12 protein-coding genes and 1 CRISPR repeat array (1 of these 13 cut by a window edge) are annotated in these 17,321 nt (G+C 56.6%); of the genes, 8 read left to right on the forward strand and 4 right to left on the reverse strand.

Going from position 1 to position 17,321, the window contains the following annotated elements; all coding sequences use genetic code 11:
* Positions 1 to 1,680: a CRISPR direct-repeat array (repeat unit 36 nt; unit sequence GTCTCAATCCCCTCAAATCGGGGCCGTCCTTCGGAC); it begins 1,396 nt to the left of the window's first position.
* Between the two features lie 502 nt (positions 1,681 to 2,182).
* The 3 genes from cas2 to FDQ92_RS14175 are packed head-to-tail and all read right to left on the reverse strand — an operon-like array spanning position 2,183 to position 4,791.
* On the reverse strand, positions 2,183 to 2,461 hold the full coding sequence (cas2, locus tag FDQ92_RS14165) for a CRISPR-associated endonuclease Cas2 (RefSeq protein ID WP_137425495.1): 279 nt from the start codon (positions 2,459 to 2,461) through the stop codon (positions 2,183 to 2,185).
* Positions 2,462 to 2,490: 29 nt separating this feature from the next.
* Entirely contained in the window at positions 2,491 to 3,543 is a 1,053-nt protein-coding gene (gene cas1, locus FDQ92_RS14170) for a CRISPR-associated endonuclease Cas1 (protein ID WP_137425496.1), read from the reverse strand.
* Positions 3,544 to 3,564: 21 nt separating this feature from the next.
* On the reverse strand, positions 3,565 to 4,791 hold the full coding sequence (locus FDQ92_RS14175) for a CRISPR-associated primase-polymerase type A1 (protein ID WP_137425497.1): 1,227 nt from the start codon (positions 4,789 to 4,791) through the stop codon (positions 3,565 to 3,567).
* A 780-nt stretch (positions 4,792 to 5,571) separates the two neighbouring features.
* Here FDQ92_RS14175 and cas6 point away from each other — a divergent pair.
* The 8 genes from cas6 to tnpA all read left to right on the forward strand — a co-directional run bounded on the left by cas6 (position 5,572) and on the right by tnpA (position 14,163).
* Positions 5,572 to 6,612: a CRISPR system precrRNA processing endoribonuclease RAMP protein Cas6 gene (gene cas6, locus FDQ92_RS14185; protein WP_137425499.1), complete on the forward strand. Its 1,041-nt coding sequence runs from the start codon at positions 5,572 to 5,574 to the stop codon at positions 6,610 to 6,612.
* A 64-nt stretch (positions 6,613 to 6,676) separates the two neighbouring features.
* Positions 6,677 to 9,208: a type III-A CRISPR-associated protein Cas10/Csm1 gene (gene cas10 / locus FDQ92_RS14190; protein WP_137425500.1), complete on the forward strand. Its 2,532-nt coding sequence runs from the start codon at positions 6,677 to 6,679 to the stop codon at positions 9,206 to 9,208.
* A gap of 16 nt (positions 9,209 to 9,224) precedes the next feature.
* On the forward strand, positions 9,225 to 9,710 hold the full coding sequence (gene csm2, locus FDQ92_RS14195; RefSeq protein WP_137425501.1) for a type III-A CRISPR-associated protein Csm2: 486 nt from the start codon (positions 9,225 to 9,227) through the stop codon (positions 9,708 to 9,710).
* Positions 9,711 to 9,722: 12 nt separating this feature from the next.
* Positions 9,723 to 10,451 carry a type III-A CRISPR-associated RAMP protein Csm3 gene (csm3, locus tag FDQ92_RS14200; protein WP_137425502.1) on the forward strand — a complete coding sequence of 243 codons (729 nt, stop codon included), beginning with the start codon at positions 9,723 to 9,725 and terminating at the stop codon, positions 10,449 to 10,451.
* 1 nt (position 10,452) lies between these two features.
* Positions 10,453 to 11,394: a type III-A CRISPR-associated RAMP protein Csm4 gene (gene csm4, locus FDQ92_RS14205; protein WP_137425503.1), complete on the forward strand. Its 942-nt coding sequence runs from the start codon at positions 10,453 to 10,455 to the stop codon at positions 11,392 to 11,394.
* On the forward strand, positions 11,391 to 12,557 hold the full coding sequence (gene csm5 / locus FDQ92_RS14210; RefSeq protein WP_137425504.1) for a type III-A CRISPR-associated RAMP protein Csm5: 1,167 nt from the start codon (positions 11,391 to 11,393) through the stop codon (positions 12,555 to 12,557). Before csm4 ends, csm5 begins: the two co-directional genes overlap by 4 nt.
* A 245-nt stretch (positions 12,558 to 12,802) precedes the next feature.
* Positions 12,803 to 13,213, forward strand: a complete 411-nt coding sequence (gene tsaA / locus FDQ92_RS14215) for a tRNA (N6-threonylcarbamoyladenosine(37)-N6)-methyltransferase TrmO (RefSeq protein WP_137425505.1) — start codon at positions 12,803 to 12,805, stop codon at positions 13,211 to 13,213.
* Positions 13,214 to 13,731: 518 nt separating this feature from the next.
* A complete protein-coding gene (tnpA, locus tag FDQ92_RS14220; protein WP_137422805.1) occupies positions 13,732 to 14,163 on the forward strand; it encodes an IS200/IS605 family transposase in 432 nt (143 codons plus the stop codon).
* A gap of 27 nt (positions 14,164 to 14,190) precedes the next feature.
* Here tnpA and FDQ92_RS14225 read toward each other — a convergent pair whose 3' ends face one another.
* Positions 14,191 to 17,139, reverse strand: coding sequence for an ATP-binding protein (locus FDQ92_RS14225; protein WP_137425506.1), 2,949 nt, complete (start codon positions 17,137 to 17,139; stop codon positions 14,191 to 14,193).
* Between the last annotated feature and the right edge of the window lie 182 nt (positions 17,140 to 17,321).

Here is a 17,321-nt window from a genome sequence, read left to right on the forward strand (position 1 = left end):
AGCCGGCCGAGATAGTCTCAATCCCCTCAAATCGGGGCCGTCCTTAGGACCCAGCAAAGGCGCCGCCGAAAAAGGCGGCGCCTAAGAAGGCGGTCTCAATCCCCTCAAATCGGGGCCGTCCTTAGGACCCTCCAGCGATTACCTGCGCTCCATGCACCGAATCTAGTCTCAATCCCCTCAAATCGGGGCCGTCCTTAGGACCGCCGACTATCGATACATCCACGCTGGAAACCAAAAAGTCTCAATCCCCTCAAATCGGGGCCGTCCTTAGGACCGAGGGGTTCTTCTTTACAGAGCATAACATCAAGATGTCTCAATCCCCTCAAATCGGGGCCGTCCTTAGGACTCATTGATTTCATTATGCAGACTGCGATTTGCCCAAAGTCTCAATCCCCTCAAATCGGGGCCGTCCTTAGGACCGAGTCCGGCGACAGGCCCTCAAGCGTGGCCGCATTCGTCTCAATCCCCTCAAATCGGGGCCGTCCTTAGGACGCAAAAGAGAGCGCAATTTCAAAAACTTCAGCCGGCCGAGTCTCAATCCCCTCAAATCGGGGCCGTCCTTAGGACTCAAACCCCTTCTACTATACCTTGCCGGATTCCACCACGTCTCAATCCCCTCAAATCGGGGCCGTCCTTAGGACCATGTTGATGGTTCCGTTTGAGGCGCAGGTAGGTCTCAATCCCCTCAAATCGGGGCCGTCCTTAGGACGGTGCTGAAATGGACATTGATCTTGAGGGCCTTTAGTCTCAATCCCCTCAAATCGGGGCCGTCCTTCGGACTTATTGACAAGTCTCCGGTAGGGGCCCTAGAAGCCCTGTCTCAATCCCCTCAAATCGGGGCCGTCCTTCGGACGCGACGTTGGAACAAACAAATGAGATTACAGCGTTGATGTCTCAATCCCCTCAAATCGGGGCCGTCCTTCGGACCATTCGGATGTGAACATCCCGATGGGGCTGGTAGGACAGTCTCAATCCCCTCAAATCGGGGCCGTCCTTCGGACAGCAGCCGGATGGGTCAGTCAAGAAAGAATCAGTCTTGTCTCAATCCCCTCAAATCGGGGCCGTCCTTCGGACTGAACTTATAGGCGACGCGATCGAGGAGTATCTGGCAAAACGGTCTCAATCCCCTCAAATCGGGGCCGTCCTTCGGACTTAGCATCGTATCGGTCGATAAGGAATACCAAGACGGTAAGTCTCAATCCCCTCAAATCGGGGCCGTCCTTCGGACCCGCGGTAGTTCGCCTTTTTTGTTTGAAGGATAAATCAAGTCTCAATCCCCTCAAATCGGGGCCGTCCTTCGGACCGCCACCTCTTAAACGGGAATATGCTGGAGCTGATATGTCTCAATCCCCTCAAATCGGGGCCGTCCTTCGGACGGTACAGGGTGAGCCGACTTTGTGTTTCAACCTGGCCTTGGTCTCAATCCCCTCAAATCGGGGCCGTCCTTCGGACGGTACAGGGTGAGCCGACTTTGTGTTTCAACCTGGCCTTGGTCTCAATCCCCTCAAATCGGGGCCGTCCTTCGGACGCGATTTGGTAGGGCTCTACGAGCGTTTCCGCGATCTAGTCTCAATCCCCTCAAATCGGGGCCGTCCTTCGGACGCACCCTGGCCTATGTGCTGGGGTTCAAAGAGAGCAACTGGGGTCTCAATCCCCTCAAATCGGGGCCGTCCTTCGGACTCTACACCCCCAGGGCCGCCTTTGTCCAGGGGTTGCAGAGGCGGATCCGCGCATATCCCCCCCATCTTGCGGCCGGTTCCCGCAACCAGCCTCCCGAGCGCCCCCCGGAAGCAGCCAATTGACCGAGTATCCACGACTTCTGGCAGTCCGCGCATGCCTTTTACCTCTTTGCCTGGATTTCAACAGGTTATCCCGCATCCACGCAAAAGCCTCGGGATGCGCGGACGGCCCTGCTGCAGGCCGCTGGGAGGCTGTTCGAGAATAGGTTTCAACGGGAAAGCGGCGAGCGTTTTGCGCTCCGGCTGGTGCCGCAGCGGAGCCTCCGCCCCCCGAACGGATGACAAGGCGCCTGATCCAAGCCTTTTTACAGGAGCCGGCGCGCCGACGACCCCTATCGCCGCCAAGGGCGTTCCTACAGGAACAAGGATCGCGGCCAAGCCCGCTCCGGCAAGGGATCCGGATCGCCGGCGTTTCCTTGTCGGGCAGGATCTCTGAGAAGCGATCATACCACTTTATAATCCTTAACTTCCGGCAGTTCACCCAGCCCGGAAACCTCACAATCATCGAGGCATGCCCGGCATTGCCGGTAGTAGCGGACACTGTCCGTCGTGAAATCGATCAGCGCTTCCAGCCGATCTTTCAGCCTCAGAAACCGCTTCTCCGTAAGGTCGGGACATTCGAAGACCGACTTCTGAACCCGGTAGCCGAAAGCCTTCAAAACCTTCACGGCTCGATAGCGGGTACGGTCGTCGCTGATATCGAAGGCCACGACGTAAAACATACAGCACCCTTTGCCGCCGTCGTTTCGGATCAGGTCACTTTGGACCACATGAAGGGTTCATAGGCGTCCCGTTCACCGGTGAGGCACCGGCAGAAATTCCAGACCTGGTGACGGATGAGCCCCCGGTAATCGGTTCCGATACCCGTATCGGGAAGGGTCACCCGGGTGGTCATCCAACGCTCGTAGGCTTCCAAAAACGCGCGTGCTATCTTCGGCTTCATTTCCACCGGCCGTCGCTGTTTGAGATCCTCCTCGTCCACACCGTCGATGCAGGCCACTTTGCGATACACGAAGTCGTCGGGCCCTATGACGCGGCGATTGACAAGTCCCAAGACCAGCCGGTCCCCAAGGAAGCTCCGCCATTCCTCCACCAAGTCGCACGGAAGCGACGGGCGCCCGTATTCCACCGCATGGAGCGCTCCAAGGTACGGATCCAGCCCCACCACCTTCACGGCAGTGAGGACCTCCAAGGTAAGAAGCGTATACACAAAGGAAAGCAGCGCGTTGATGGGGTCTTTCGGCGGCCGGCGGTTTCGGCCTTCAAACCGAAAGCCCGGCACGCGGATGAGCCGGGCGAAGACCTGGAAGTACAGGTTGCCGCCGATCCCTTCCATCCCGCGCACCAGATCCAGATCCGACTGAGAAGCGACGCTTTCCGAAAGCCCCTTCAGGCGGGCCGCGGTGCGCCCCAGTTCCCCGTCCCCGTACGCCTTCGCTCGAAGCGAAAGAAAACGCGCGGCGTTTCGAAGCTTTCCAGCCACCACGGCCTTTGCGGTCCGCAGCACAAAATCCGGATCGCTCAGCCGAAGGTACTGCGCTCTGCGTCGTTCCACATGTTTGTGTTCGTCCACCATGAGGCGCGCCCGGAAGCGGCCTCGGGGAGTGAGAAGCACCGTTTCGATCCGGCGCTGGATGAGAACGTCGAGCACCGCGCCGCTCAGCGAGGCCGCGCCCACAAGGGTGAGCTGCCGGAGGCCTTCCAGCGGGATTTCGGCAATCAGCGCTCCGGCCTTGGTCACCGCAAGGTGATCTCCTGCCTTGCGCAGATAGGCGCCGGGTTCAAGCACATAGGTCCGTTCCATGAAGCCCCCTCAGTTTCCAACTCACGGCGGCGGTAGAAAACGGGTCACGGTTTCCATGGCGTCGCGCAGCACCTCGATGGCGTCTCGGAGGTTCGACACCTTTTCGCTCTTCGGCCCGGCAGCCTCGTCGCTCCATTCGGGCCAGTGGAGGAGCGGGTGAGGGTAGGGGGACGGTTTCGAAAAGGTGCACAGGTCCCCGGCCATGTCGAGCAGGCTGTGGATGCGCTTGCACCCGAGCGGTGTTCCTCGAAGCCGCGACAGCTTGTAGTCGAGCAGGTGAGGGTTGTAGTCGGGAAGTTCCCGGAACACGTGGTGAAGGAGCGTCCTGGCCCGCGGAAGAAAACCGACCGTTCCCAAGAGCACCTTTTCTTCACGGACCGAAAGCGTCCGGGATTGCCGGCAGCCGGCAAGGATTTGCCCGAGCGCGGCGCAGCGCTCCGAAAGGACGGCAAGCTCCGGAAAGGCCTTCGCCCATTCGGCGTGCCGCGGATGCACCACCACCTGCGCCGGATCGGACCCGCCCGCCGCGCGTTCCACCGCTTCCTTCCGGATCGCCGGTACCTTGGCCAGCGCTTCCATCTGCACCCACGGCGATCGATCCGCAACGTGAAGGAAAAAGGACGGCTTCCCGGTCGCCCGGTGGATGCCCAGCGGCAGTTTCACGAGGTTTCCCAAGCCCTTTCCCGCCAGCCGGTCTTGCTTGGGGAATACCTCCAGGTTGAAGGTGGAAAGATCCGGCGCTACGCGCTTGACGAGATTTCGAAGCGCTTCCCGAACGGGCGCGGCTTCCAGCGGCGCCTGGAAGAAAAACCAAAAATGAAAGCCTTTCCCGCCGCTGAATTCCGTAAGGCACGGGAGCCCCCGTTCCTGAGCCATCTCGGGAAGCCGCGTCAGGAGATAATCCTTTTCGCGCCGAACCTGCTCGCGCTGTGCCGCCGTAAGTTTCCCGCCTCGAAGTTGAGAGGCGAGGTCGGCGTCCACGACTCCGAGCCTAACGCGACTGTCCCGTTGGAGCAGGTAAATGCCGTAGGTTTTGCGGCCTTGGACATGATCCAGTACGTCGGCCGTGGTCATGGGGCGGCGCACGGGCACATAGCCCTGGGTGCCTTCCTTGCGGTCGGCCCACTGGCGCGCGAAGCAGTCTTCCCGGCCGCAAAAGAGGTTGAGGAAACGTTCCAGGGCCGCTTCGCGCCGGCGCATGAGGGCGAAGGGTTCATCCACCGGGTCTTCCCGAAGGGCCGTTTCCACGGCGTCCCCAAGCGGCGCTTCAGCCTGGACCGAAGCATCGGACTCGTTGGAACCGGAAACGCCGCCCGCCGGTCCAGGTCGTCCAGGGTTCGGCCGACGGCGTCGAGAAGGGCCGTCATCCCGCGGGGCCGGTAAAGGCGCTCGTCGAGCGGCGGCACACGCCGCAGGTCCAACCCGGCGCAAAGCAGCTGGTACTCGTGGTCGAAGAGTACCAGGGTGAGGCGCGCGCGGCCCGGGAGCGCTTTCTGTTCTTCGAGAAAGCGGTTGAAGCCGCCGACGGCGTCTTCCGCGATGGAGTGCATGGATCCGGAACGATCCACGATACAGGCGATTTCAGTGACGGGTTCTCTCATGGCTATTATCCTCCTTCAAGGGTCCATAGGAAGCGGCGGCCCTTTGCGAGTCGCCGCCGATTCGGGTTTCATCTGCTGGTTACGGCCGTGGGATGGAAATTTTCAAAACGGGCCGGCGGCATCCCTGAAAAGGGCGCTTTCCACAAGCGTCCGGGAAAAATGCGAAATTTTTCCCATTCTTTTCTTTAAAAAATCCACGGTGCGGCCGTATAGTACAAACAGCGCACAGCGGCACGGTGTTGGGAAAGATTCTCACTTTCAGAAGGCTGATGCTGCAGAGAACCATCGGAAAAAGGAATGCACCTTTTGACCGGGAGGTCGGTCCGCTGTCAGGGTAAAACTTGCGGCATGCAAGCCTTGGCGGATATTTTGGGGAGCGGACCTTGCAATGCGGTAATAAAGATTCAACGCTCAGGGGAAAGGGAACATGAGGTTTTGGGATCAACTGGCAAGTTTTCGGTGCCTTCGCCTCGCTGTAAAACTCCGAGCCAGGACTCGTGTAGATCTTCCGGCTTACCGGGGAAGTGCGATCCGGGGAGCATTCGGAGTCGCCCTCAAACGATGTACCTGCGCGCTTCCCCGAAGAAGCTGCAACGACTGCCTACTCAGGCAGCGTTGCCTGTACACGTACGTGTTCGAAACACAGCCGGGCGAAACCGCGGACGCCATGCAGCGCTACGCCGCGGCTCCACATCCTTTCGTGTTTGACTTGGAAGTCGGGGAAGAGGAGGTGGTTTCTCCCGGACATTCCTTTTCCTTTGGCATGACGCTCTTTGGACGGGCGGTGGACGGGCTCCCTTATCTCGTGCATGCCATCAAGGAAATGGGAAACCTTGGGATAGGCAAAGGACGGGGGACGTTCGACCTGGAGCAAGTGGAAACGCTCGATGCGGCCGGCCGGCCTGTTGATAATCTGTACATGAAAGGTGTCCTGCAACCGCCTAGAGCCTTGCTCGACATTTCTCACGCCTTGGACGCTTTCCCGGAGGGCAAGGTAGAGCTCGTGCGCCTGCACTTCATCACTCCCGTTCGCCTTCAGACGAGCGGAAAGCTCTGCCGTCAGCTGGATTTTCCTTTGCTGGTCCGGACCATTCTTCAGCGTTTGGAAAACCTTCAGCGTTTTCACTGCGGAAACGAGAGCGCTCTGGATTGGGGAGACTGGATGGAGCAGGCTTCAAAGGTTGACCGCTTATCTCAAGAGGCTCGCTGGTACGACTGGGAAAGGTATTCACGACGCCAGGACCGGCGCATGAAGCTTGGGGGACTTTTGGGTCCGGTGACTTTTCGGGGCCCCGTGGAGGCTTTTCTCCCGCTACTGCTCCTTGGTTCTTGGGTGCACATAGGGAAGAACACCACCTTCGGACTGGGACGATACCATGTGGAACCGATAGGCTCCGCCACGGCGACAGAAGGAGAAACGGCGGGACTTTTTAGGGTGCCACGCTCAGTCCATTGCGCAGGGTCGTAAACCGACCGCTCAAACAGGTGATTCGTCCTGGATCGATACAGGCATGGAAAAAGGGGAGGGTTCAATGACATTCACCATGAAAGAAATGGTCCTGGGAGCGTTGCTTCACGACGTTGGAAAGATCCTCCAGCGTGCGTATGACAGCGTCGAAGACGTCACGGGACAACGTCTGGACCTGGAATCGACCTTGTGCCCGGTTCGCGACGGGCATTACAGCCACAAACATGTTCTTTACACCAATGCGTTTTTCGACCTCATGCGTCAAGAAGGCCTAAGATTTCCCGAAGACATCGACATCGGAGTGGTTGAAAGCATCGCCAGTTATCACCACAAGCCGGAGGCTTGTGATGTCCCGACAGCGGCTTGGATGTGCACGCTGGCGGATTGGTATTCGGCAGGCATGGACCGGCGCCCTGATGAAGAAGCGGGGCTGACGGCCAAGTCCCGCCAGGCCTTTCGCAAAATTCCCCTCCGGTGCATCTTCGACGAAGTCGTTTTGGACGTTGAGCGCTTGGGTCGGCCGGGTCGCCACGCCTATCGTTTGGGCACGCTGGATCCAGAAGATCCCGAGTCCCTGATTCCGGTGGAATGGCCGCAAGACGGCATCGATTCGGAGCTTCCCGAGCACTACAAAGCAGTATGGGAAAACTTTTGGAAAGACTTCAAGGAAATCGCTCGCCGCGCCGACAGCCTATCCTTTCGCCTATTTGAAGAAATGCTCCTCGGACTGCTGGAACGCTACACGTGGGCGATCCCCTCGAGCACCATGGATTCTCCGGACATTTCACTACATGACCATTCGCGCACGACAGCCGCAATAGCGGCGTGCCTGCATCGTTACCACGACGTGCAAGGTCAGTTGCAGGACCTGATGGCTGTCCGGAACAAGGAGCAGCCCAAATTCAGGTTCCTCGCCGGCGATCTTTCCGGAATTCAAAATACGCTTTTCACTTTGGAGACTCAGGGCGTTAAGGGCGTCAACAAGATTCTCCGTTCGCGATCCTTTATGCTGGGGGCATTGACAGAAGCCGCGGTGCTGGAACTGCTCGAAGTCTTCGGACTACCACTGTCCGTGGTACTGCAACAGGCAGGAGGGCGCTTCTTGCTACTGCTACCGGCCCTCGAAGACTGTGAACCGACTGTGGGCAAGCTGCGAAGAGATTTCGATGGATGGCTGCTCGAGCACTACACCGGAACCTTGTCCCTGAATCTCGCCCTTTCGGATCCCTTTTCAGGGGCGGATTTCGAGCCTCGTCGACTCCGGGAAGTCATGGCTCAACTCGGCGCCAGCATCGACCGGGCCAAACAGCGGCCTCTTGCGAGCTGCTCCCAAGGGGTTTTGAAGCGTGAGTTTCCTCTGGACAAGGCTTGCGCCGCTTGCGGAATCAGACCCGCGGATCCAAAATCAGAAAATGGAACGCGGTGTATGACGTGCGAAAGAGAATTCGGGCTTGGGCGAAGGCTGGTTCGAGCGAAAAGTCTGGTTTGGGCAAAGCTGCTGCCGCCCCAGTGGCACCCTGTGCCCATCTTCGGGCTGAAGTTGGCCCTGCTCGAAAAGCAGCCGGAAGAAGTACCGGAAGGCGCCGTTTCCATAAAGCGCATGGAAACCGGTGACAACGGGATACCCTGGGCCGCTCGGGTCCTGGCCAACCACATACCCGTCTTTCCGGATGCTTACGCCCTTAAGGACCCCCGCTACCAAGGCATCGAAGGCGGCGAAGCCGAACCGGGCGATCCCAAAAGCTTTCAGCATATCGCCGCAGAATCTCTCGAACTCGATGAGCACGGCGGATTTCGCGGGAAGTCGTTTCTGGGCCTTTTGAAGGCCGACGTGGATTTCCTAGGCTTCATTTTCAGCTCCGGATTGCGTCGAAGCGGCTCGGAATTGGACCGTTTTTCCCTCTCCCGGGTGGCTCAACTGTCTCGCATGATGGATCTCTTTTTTACCGGTTATCTGAAGGGCTTGCTGCACCGTGAATTTCCCGACACCTATACGGTCTATGCAGGCGGAGATGATCTGCTGCTGATCGGGCCGTGGCGCCAGACGATGGCGCTGGCCTCGAGGGTCAACGAAAGCTTCCGCAGCTATACCGGCTGGAATCCCAACATCACCCTTTCGGCTGGGGTGACACTTTTGAGGCCGAACTATCCAGTAAACCGGGCGGTGAAAGAGGCGGAAGACTTTTTGGAACGCGCCAAAGACAGCGGACGCAACCGTGTATGTGCGCTCATCCAAAAGCCCATCGCGTGGGATCGCTACCGCGACCGGCTCGAAGATGCGGACTGGATTCATCACAAGATGCATGGACCGGATCCGGTCAGCACCGGTTTTGTCTATCGCCTTTTGAACCTGACGGCCGACGCTGAAGCGTTCGTTGTCGGCGGGAATCTCGGGAAGGCTGGTTGGAGAGCGCGTCTCGCTTACCATCTCGCCCGAAACGTGAAGGCGCGAAACCAGATGGAGCGGGAAAGGCAAATCGTCGAATGGCTGAAACGGTTGGGATTGGACGATCAGCTCAGACTGATCCAAGACCCCCACCTTATTTTCGAATGGCGACTGCCCTTACAAATCGCCTTGTATCGCAACCGAAGTTGAAAAGGAGGAGAAGATCATGAATGGATCGAACCGAAACCCTCAGCCCAGGCGCTCAGGGGGACAAGTCCCAAAGACCGGCGACGGCGGCAACCAGCTGCCGGTGGGACGGCCCATAAGGTACTTTCAGGACGCGGAAAAGAAGAAACTGGATCCTTCGCTGGTGGACGAAAAGGCTCGAGATTGGGCCCGGTCTTTCAGCAGCCGCCTGAAGTCTACGCAGATGCGCCGGTTCTACGATGAATTCAAGGCTATTGAGCGGAAGATTCTTCAAGGAAACAATGTTCAAGAGCATCAAAGCAATTTCGAGCGGGACCTGGCTCTCATCCGCCTCTTCAAAGCAAAGGCGGTCTATGCCGAAAAGCGGAATGTGGCCCCGAGGGATTTCACTCAGTTCATTTTTGATCATATGGTTTCCATCCAAGACGTCAGAGACTTTCAGGCATTCATGAAAGTCTTCGAAGCTGTGGTGGCCTTTCACCGTTTTTACGCTCAGGACAACTGAGAAGGAGACGCCATGAAGCTCGTTGCTACCAAGATCATCACCGGGCATGTGGAGGTTTTGACGGGTCTGCACATCGGCGCAGGAAAAGATGCCATCGAAATCGGCGGGGTCGACAGCCCCGTCGTCAAGAACCCTTATACCGGCGAACCGTATATCCCAGGGTCGTCTCTCAAGGGAAAGCTGCGTTGCCTTATGGAATGGGCCACGAACCGGGTTCGTGACGACGGCGAGATATGGGACGGCTCTGAGGAAAGCGATCCGGACCGGTTAGCCCAAGATCCTGTGCTCCGCATCTTCGGCACGACGAACAAGAAGTGGAACGCGGGCCCGACGCGCTTGATCGTCCGCGATTCCGCCTTGAATGCGAACTGGCGGCAAGGGCTGGTGGAACGGGGCCTCCCTCTGACTGAAGAGAAGTTTGAGAATAATATCAATCGCATACAGGGAAAAGCAGGCGTTGGACCACGCAAAACCGAACGCGTGCCCGCCGGTGCGATCTTCGATATGACGATGGCATACCGCGTTTTTGACACCGGAGACGAAGGGCGCATCGACGAAGAATGCTTCCAAGCGTTTCTCAAGGTCATGCGGCTGCTGGAACACGATGCGTTGGGAGGTTCCGGTTCACGTGGTTACGGCCGGGTGCGCTTCGCGAACCTTCAGATCAACGGTGAGGATATCCAGGAGAAATTCCAAGCCATCGCCCCGGAAGACATCATCGCACTTCGAAGGAGCGCGTGACATGCCCACTTATCGGATCACTCTGACGTTGAGCAGTCCGTTGGCGACGCCGCTGGTTTCGGGAACCATCTGGGGCCACTTGGCGTGGGCGCTTCGTTACTTGGAAGGTGAGCGCGCCCTGGAAGATTGGCTCGACGAACAGGACCGGCGGCCGTGGCTGCTTTCCAGTCAAATGCCGGCGGGTATGCTTCCCCGCCCTTTGCTCAAACCTTCGGGCCGCAGTGGGATTTCCGGATCGGTCGAGGAAATGCAGCGCGAAAAGACGGCTGGAAAATTCGCCTACATTCCCGAGAGCACCTTTTTGAAACTCCGGAACGGCATGAGCGAGGAAGCTTTGATCGATACGTTGAAACATCATGATGGGTACATAGTCTCCGCAAAAGGCTTTAAACCCCGAGGTCTGAAGGCGCACAACTCCATCGACCGATCCACCGGCACAACACCCGAAACGGGGGGACTGTTTTTCGAGGAAGTGATTTTCCCCGGACCGGATGGGCGCAGGCAGATCTTTCTGCAGGCCGGCGAGCCGTGTGAGGGGCAGCTTGAGCGGCTGTTGACCTTTGTCGGGGAAACGGGCTTCGGCAGCAATGCGAGCACCGGGAATGGTCATTTCCAATGGGAGATCGAGGAAGAGAAAGAACTCTTTTCTACTGGGGGTAACCGCGCGATGAGTCTTTCTCATGGCGTCATCAGTGAGAACATGCGAGCCTCATCCTACAAGCAGCATGTCCATTTTGGGAAGCTCGGCGGCGATCTTGCCAAAGGAGGCTACAGTCCGTTCAAGTACCCCATCCTCATGGCCCAGCCGGGAACCACCTTCGATCCCGCCGATACCGGTCCCTTCGGCGCAATCATCAAAGGCGTTCACCATGACCCTGCCTTGGCCCAAGTCAGGCATTACGCCATGCACCTGCCGATTTCCTTTACGGAGGTGGATTCATGACCACGTATGCTTTCCGGGCTTACGCCCTAACGCCAATTCATGTGGGTTCCGGCCAGGAGATCGATCCGTTGGCGTTTGTTTTACTGAACAAGCGGCTGGTGCATTTCAACGCCGCCGATGTGGTCAAGGATCTTCCGGAAGACGAGCGACAACGTTTCCTTCAGATCCTGGATCGCGCGGACCTGAGGGCCTTGCAATCGTTCCTCAAAAGCCATGTTGCGGCGGACCGCCACGGGCTCGTCACAGTGGATGTCTCGGAACGCTTTAAGACGGCATACGAGCAAAGAGCGTCTAATCCCGACAGGCAATTCCGGGTGGAAATGATGCCCAGGAATCCACATTCCGGGAAGGCTTTTTTGCCCGGTTCCAGCATCAAAGGCGCCATTCGTACGGCTGTTGTCAATTATTTCGCCAACATCGATCCGAGAACGAAATCTTCCGTAGAGCAGGCGATGCGGGTTGCTGGGGCACCTCAAAATAAGGCGCAGATCTTGGAAGAGGCCGCTCTCGGAAGAAAACAAAGTCAAACCGAACGTGATGTTTTTCGCTTCATCGAAGTAGAGGACGTGGTTCTGCCGGACGCTTCAACCCGGATCGACCGTGCCGTGAATTGGAATCCCAGAAAACCCGGCAGCGAAAACATTCAAATGTGGGTGGAACGCGTCAAGGCCCGAGCCGACGAGCCTGGAGTCCCCCAATTCGAGCTCCGACTGCACATGGACACGCAAGCGATGCATCACCCTAAAGTCAGGGAGCAATTGGGGCGCACCCTCGATTTCGACACGCTGATCGAGGCCTGCAGGCGATTCTATTGGGGGCGTATGGTCGCTGAGGGTGAGGCGTTTGACGGCAAGGAACGGCAAGGCAAGTCATGGAAGGCCATTTACGACCTATTTCCGAAAGGGAAAACGCCGGAAGGGGATATTGTTCCTATCAGTCCGCCTAAATCATACTGGTGCACGGCGAAGCGCAAGCGGATACTCCTTAGGGTAGGGCGCTTCTCCCACTTCGAATCATTGTCGGTGGATCATTTTCGTCAAGGCTACAACGTCCAGGCGCGAAGGCCTATTCAAGACATGGGTTCTACTCGGACCCGCTGCGAAATGGAAAACGGACTGCCGCTCATGCCCTTCGGTTGGCTCCTTTTGACCTTGGATCTTTAAGGGCTCTCCGGAAATAGCTTTCAGGGCTCTTTTGCAGGAGCCGGCTTCCCGGCGGCCCTGATCGCGGCCAAGGCTGCTCCTAATACACATCGAATCATGCCCTGGCGGGTCTCGGGAACGCACGCCGGGGCGAAGGCCGTACTCACCGGAACGGCAGCTTTTCAAAGGACGTGGAAGCACATGCGCCCTGTTGTATGGAAGCGAAACGTTCCGCGGAAACCTATCGAAAAAGGAGAGTTCGACACATGCCGGTCGTTTTGGAACCCATCGGGGTGGTGCGGACCGAAGCAGCGGAGATTCCGCATCACTGGTCCGTATCCGACGTGGAAGGAACGCTCGTCATTGACGAAGCCTATCGGGAGGGGCTGAAAGACATCCGACCGGGCGACAGGATAGTCGTGATTTTCCACTTCCATCGCAGCCCGCCGTTTTCTTCGGAGTATTTGGTCCAAAAACCGCCCCATCGAGAAAAACGCATGGGGGTTTTCAGTATCTGTTCACCGAGGCGTCCCAACCCCATCGGGCTTTCCGTTCTCGAAGTGCTGGAAACGGACGGAACCCGAATCCGGGTGAAAGGAGTCGACATGTTGGACGGGACGCCCATTTTGGACATCAAGCCGTTCGTCACGGGCAGAAAGACTCCATCCGGCGATTGAGAAACACCCTGGCTGATGTTTGCTTCTTGTTCCCAAGCTCCAGCTTGGGAACACAACTGTGCAGAAGCTCCAGCTTCGGTGAGCCCGTTCCCAAGCTGCAGCTTGGGAACGAGGGGGAGAGCACGATCCTGTACGAGCGCGATTAGTAGTCCGAATGCGACGGTTCAATCGCAGAGGAGACAGCAATTCCCGGAGTGGATCGTCTGCGGGTGAAGAGTGGGCATAAAAAGAGGGTTGTCGGCTTAGCGAAAACGAAATCCTTCAAGGCCCACTTTTCCAAGCCGTTACAGAGGCTCCGGGGACTCCTGCCTGTTTTCCAGAACCGCGTTGATCGTCTCGTGCAGGCGGGCCATTCCGAAGGGCTTGCCTATGGCCGCTTTAAACCCGTATTGGCGATAATTTCTCTTGGGTAAACCCCCGGCTTTGCCGGGGGACTCCCAGAGTTTGACATTTCCGGGAGTATGCGAAAGCCTTCCTCTTGTGAACCGCTCAAAGTTTACAAAAGGAAAGGCTTTCGCATGGATGGAACTCAAAGCTTAAGCCACACGGTCTGGGAGTGCAAGTACCATGTGGTCTGGATCCCGAAGTACCGCAGGAAGAGTCTTTACGAGCAACTCCGCAAGCACCTGGGCCAAGTCTTCAGAGAACTGGCCAGACAGAAAGAGAGTATGATCGAAGAAGGTCACCTGATGCCGGATCATGTGCACATGCTCATCTCGATCCCACCAAAGTATGGAGTTGCACAGGTGGTTGGCTACATCAAAGGAAAAAGCGCCATCCACATCGCCAGAACCTTCCTCGGGAGGAAGAAGAACTTCACTGGCCAGAACTTTTGGGCCAGGGGCTACTTTGTGTCCACAGTTGGAAGAGACGAGCAGATGATCCGCGAATACATCAAAAAGCAGGAAACTGAGGATCGTCGACTCGATCAACTGAATATGTTCGAATAGTCGCCACCTTTTAAGGTGGCCAATGGTTTACAATCGCTTTGAGCGGTCCACGGTTTTACAAGCCTCCGGCTTTGCCGGAGGTACATGACTCGCCATCACCGGATCGTTGGCATACCCGCTGGAGACGATAACCCTGGCGTTTGGATCGATCTTCAGGATTTCCTTGACGGCCTCCTCGCCGCCCATGCCGCCGCGAACGGTTAAATCCATGATGACGATATCCACAGGATGATTGCTGTGGTAATGTTTTCTGAAGATGGCGACGGCTTCGTTCCCGTCTTTGGCCTGCAGGACCTCATAGCCGAAATGGACAAGCATCTCTTTGGCTAAATCCCGAATCATCTCTTCATCATCCATGACCAAAACGACAGCATGTGCGGTTCTCCCCGGCGATTGCACTTTTACATCACGGGATATCTGTTTCGCGGAAGCCGGCAGATAGATGGTGAAGGTCGTCCCTTCGCCCGACTTTGACCGCACGGCGATATGGCCGTCATGTTTGGTGATGATGGAGTGGGTTATGGTCAGACCCAGGCCGCTTCCCTCCTGCTTGGTGGTAAAATAGGGGTCAAAGATTTTATCGATATGTTTCTCCGGAATACCGGTACCGGTATCGGCAATGGTTATTTTTATATATTTCTCTTTCGGCAGGCTCAGAGCTGTTTCTTTTGCGATGTCCGCGATATTTTCGCAGGAAATCGTGATGTTGCCTCCCTCCGGCATGGCCTGCCGGGCGTTGATCACGATATTCTGGATAACCCGGCTTATCTGCCCCTTGTCAATATCGGCCAGCCATAGATCATCCGGAATGGCGTAACGGCAGGTGACGTTACTGCCGTGAAGAACAAAATCCGCCGAATCGGTGATGACCTGTTTGATGGATCTGGTTTCTTTGACTGGATCGCCGCCTTTGGAGAAGGTAAGAAGCTGCTGGGTCAGATCCTTTGCCTGGATCGAGGCATCTTCCGCTTTCTTTAACAGGCGATGGGCCTTATGATCTTTTTCAATATAGATGTCCGCCAGGCTGATGTTGCCGAGGATTGCGGTGAGGATATTGTTGAAATCATGAGCTATCCCGCCTGCAAGGACACCGACGGATTCCAGCTTTTTTATTTTCAGCAATTCCTCTTCCCGCCTTTTCTGTTCGGTCACATCGCGGAATACCAGAACCACGCCGACGATATTTCCTTTGGCATCACGAATCGGGGCGCCGCTGCCGCCAATGCTTCGCTGAATTCTGTTTCTCGCGATCAGGGCGGTATGGTTTGCAAAGCCTATGATTGCCCCGCAATCCAACACCCTCTTAACCGGATTATCGGCCGCAATGCCCGTTTCTTCGTTGATGATATGGAATATCTCGGTAATAGGCCGGCCGGAGGCCTCCTTTTGGTTCCAGCCGGTCAAATGTTCCGCGACACCATTGAGAAAGGCAACCAGGCCTTCGGTATCGGTGGTGATGACCCCGTCGCCGATGCTGCGCAGCGTGACAAAGAGCTTCTCCCTTTCGGTGTGCAGTTGATCCTCCGCCCGCTTACGGTCGGTTATATCCTTGACGTATTCAATCACGCCCGTAACGTGACCTTGTTCATCCTTTATCGGAAAAGAGAACAATTCGACCCAGCCTGTGGGATCATCCTCCGATGGATAAGGGACTATTGTGGAATGCGTTTCCCCTGTTTCAATGCTCGGAGGCCCTGGACACCAGGGGCAGGGCGACTGGCGCATCTGGTATGTCTGGTAACACTTTTTGCCCGCCAGGGGCATCTGATGGGAATATACCTGTTCCATCCAGCGGTTGGTTTTGATGATGTTGAGGTCGGTATCCAGCACGCTGATGCCATCCTGAATCGCGTCAAACACATCCTGGAGAAACCGCTCACTTCTCCTCAGTGCCAGCGCTTCCTCCGCTAGTTTCTTCTTTTCAGTCCGGAGATGACGAAGCGCGTTTGTCAGCAGATACATCAGCACGATGATGGCAAGAATACCGGCTGTGGACACCGCCAGTGTGACGATAAATTCTGAATAATAACCACGTATTGTCTCGTCGGCGTTATAGGAGACAATATAAGCCGCCTGTTTACCCTGCACATTTTTAACCGGGGAAAAAACCACTATGAACGACGCGCCGGGCGCCATCGCCTCAATCGCAAATGGTTCGCCGCTCCGCAGCCGCTCCTGTATTTTTGGCTTCAGGATCGCGTTGACCGCCTTCAGCGTATCATCGGGGGCATAACCCTGTTCATACAGGTACTCATCGCTGAGGTCACTCGGCTGGTAGTTCTTTTGCTCATTATCAAAAACATTTTCTTCAACAACCCGGTGCCGAACGATAAAGGTGTACCTGTTGTGAAACTGCTGTTCCATCCGCTTGCGAATGTCGTCAAAGGTCATGCTGATTTCCACGCTGCCGAGATGTTCGCCTTGGTAGATGATGGGAAAGACGTTCCTGAAGCCGTTGACTATCCGTCCTTCTTCAAAACCGCTGACTGGAACCCGCTCTGCGTTGACCTTGTCAATGGAATACCGGACACCTTTCAAGGTGTCGCCATATTTTTCCGGGCTGTGAAACCGCAAAAAACTCTCGCTGTCGGGCAGGTGAAAATGGAGTTGCCTCACGTCCATTGCTTTCAACCGTTCATACAGCGGGCTGAGTTTTTCCAGAAGTTGCTTGCGGACGGCATGGCGGTGAGCTTCATCCGCGGAATGAGCGTCCTTGTAAATATCGAGAATCTCCGGCTTGTTTATCCAGGCGTCAAAGACAATACGGGCGGTTTCCTGATTGCCAAAGGTAATCACGCGGTATGCGGTGCTGAGTTCGTTTTGCAGCCGGGCATAATAACTGTCTCTTTTTTGCTTAAAATTGCAGTAATTCAAAAATCCTGCGAGCCCAACCGACAAGAGGGCAATGACGAGAAAGGCAATGTCAGTTTTTAGGCGTCCCGATCTTCCTGCCTCTTTTTCCTGCACCCAACACATGCCGACTTCCGCGCCCCTCTTCCCCGATCCGCCGTCCGTCCCCCCTCATCTTCAACGAGGGCCGGGACGACGGATGGAGTTATGTTATCGTTGGATTATGACGTTAAAAATGCAGTAGCGTAGAAAATAATAGATCTAATATTTGATGCCAAATTCTTTTTCCCCTCCCCTTGTGGGAGGGG

Source organism: Desulfoglaeba alkanexedens ALDC, assembly GCF_005377625.1.
GTDB classification, from domain to species: domain Bacteria; phylum Desulfobacterota; class Syntrophobacteria; order Syntrophobacterales; family DSM-9756; genus Desulfoglaeba; species Desulfoglaeba alkanexedens.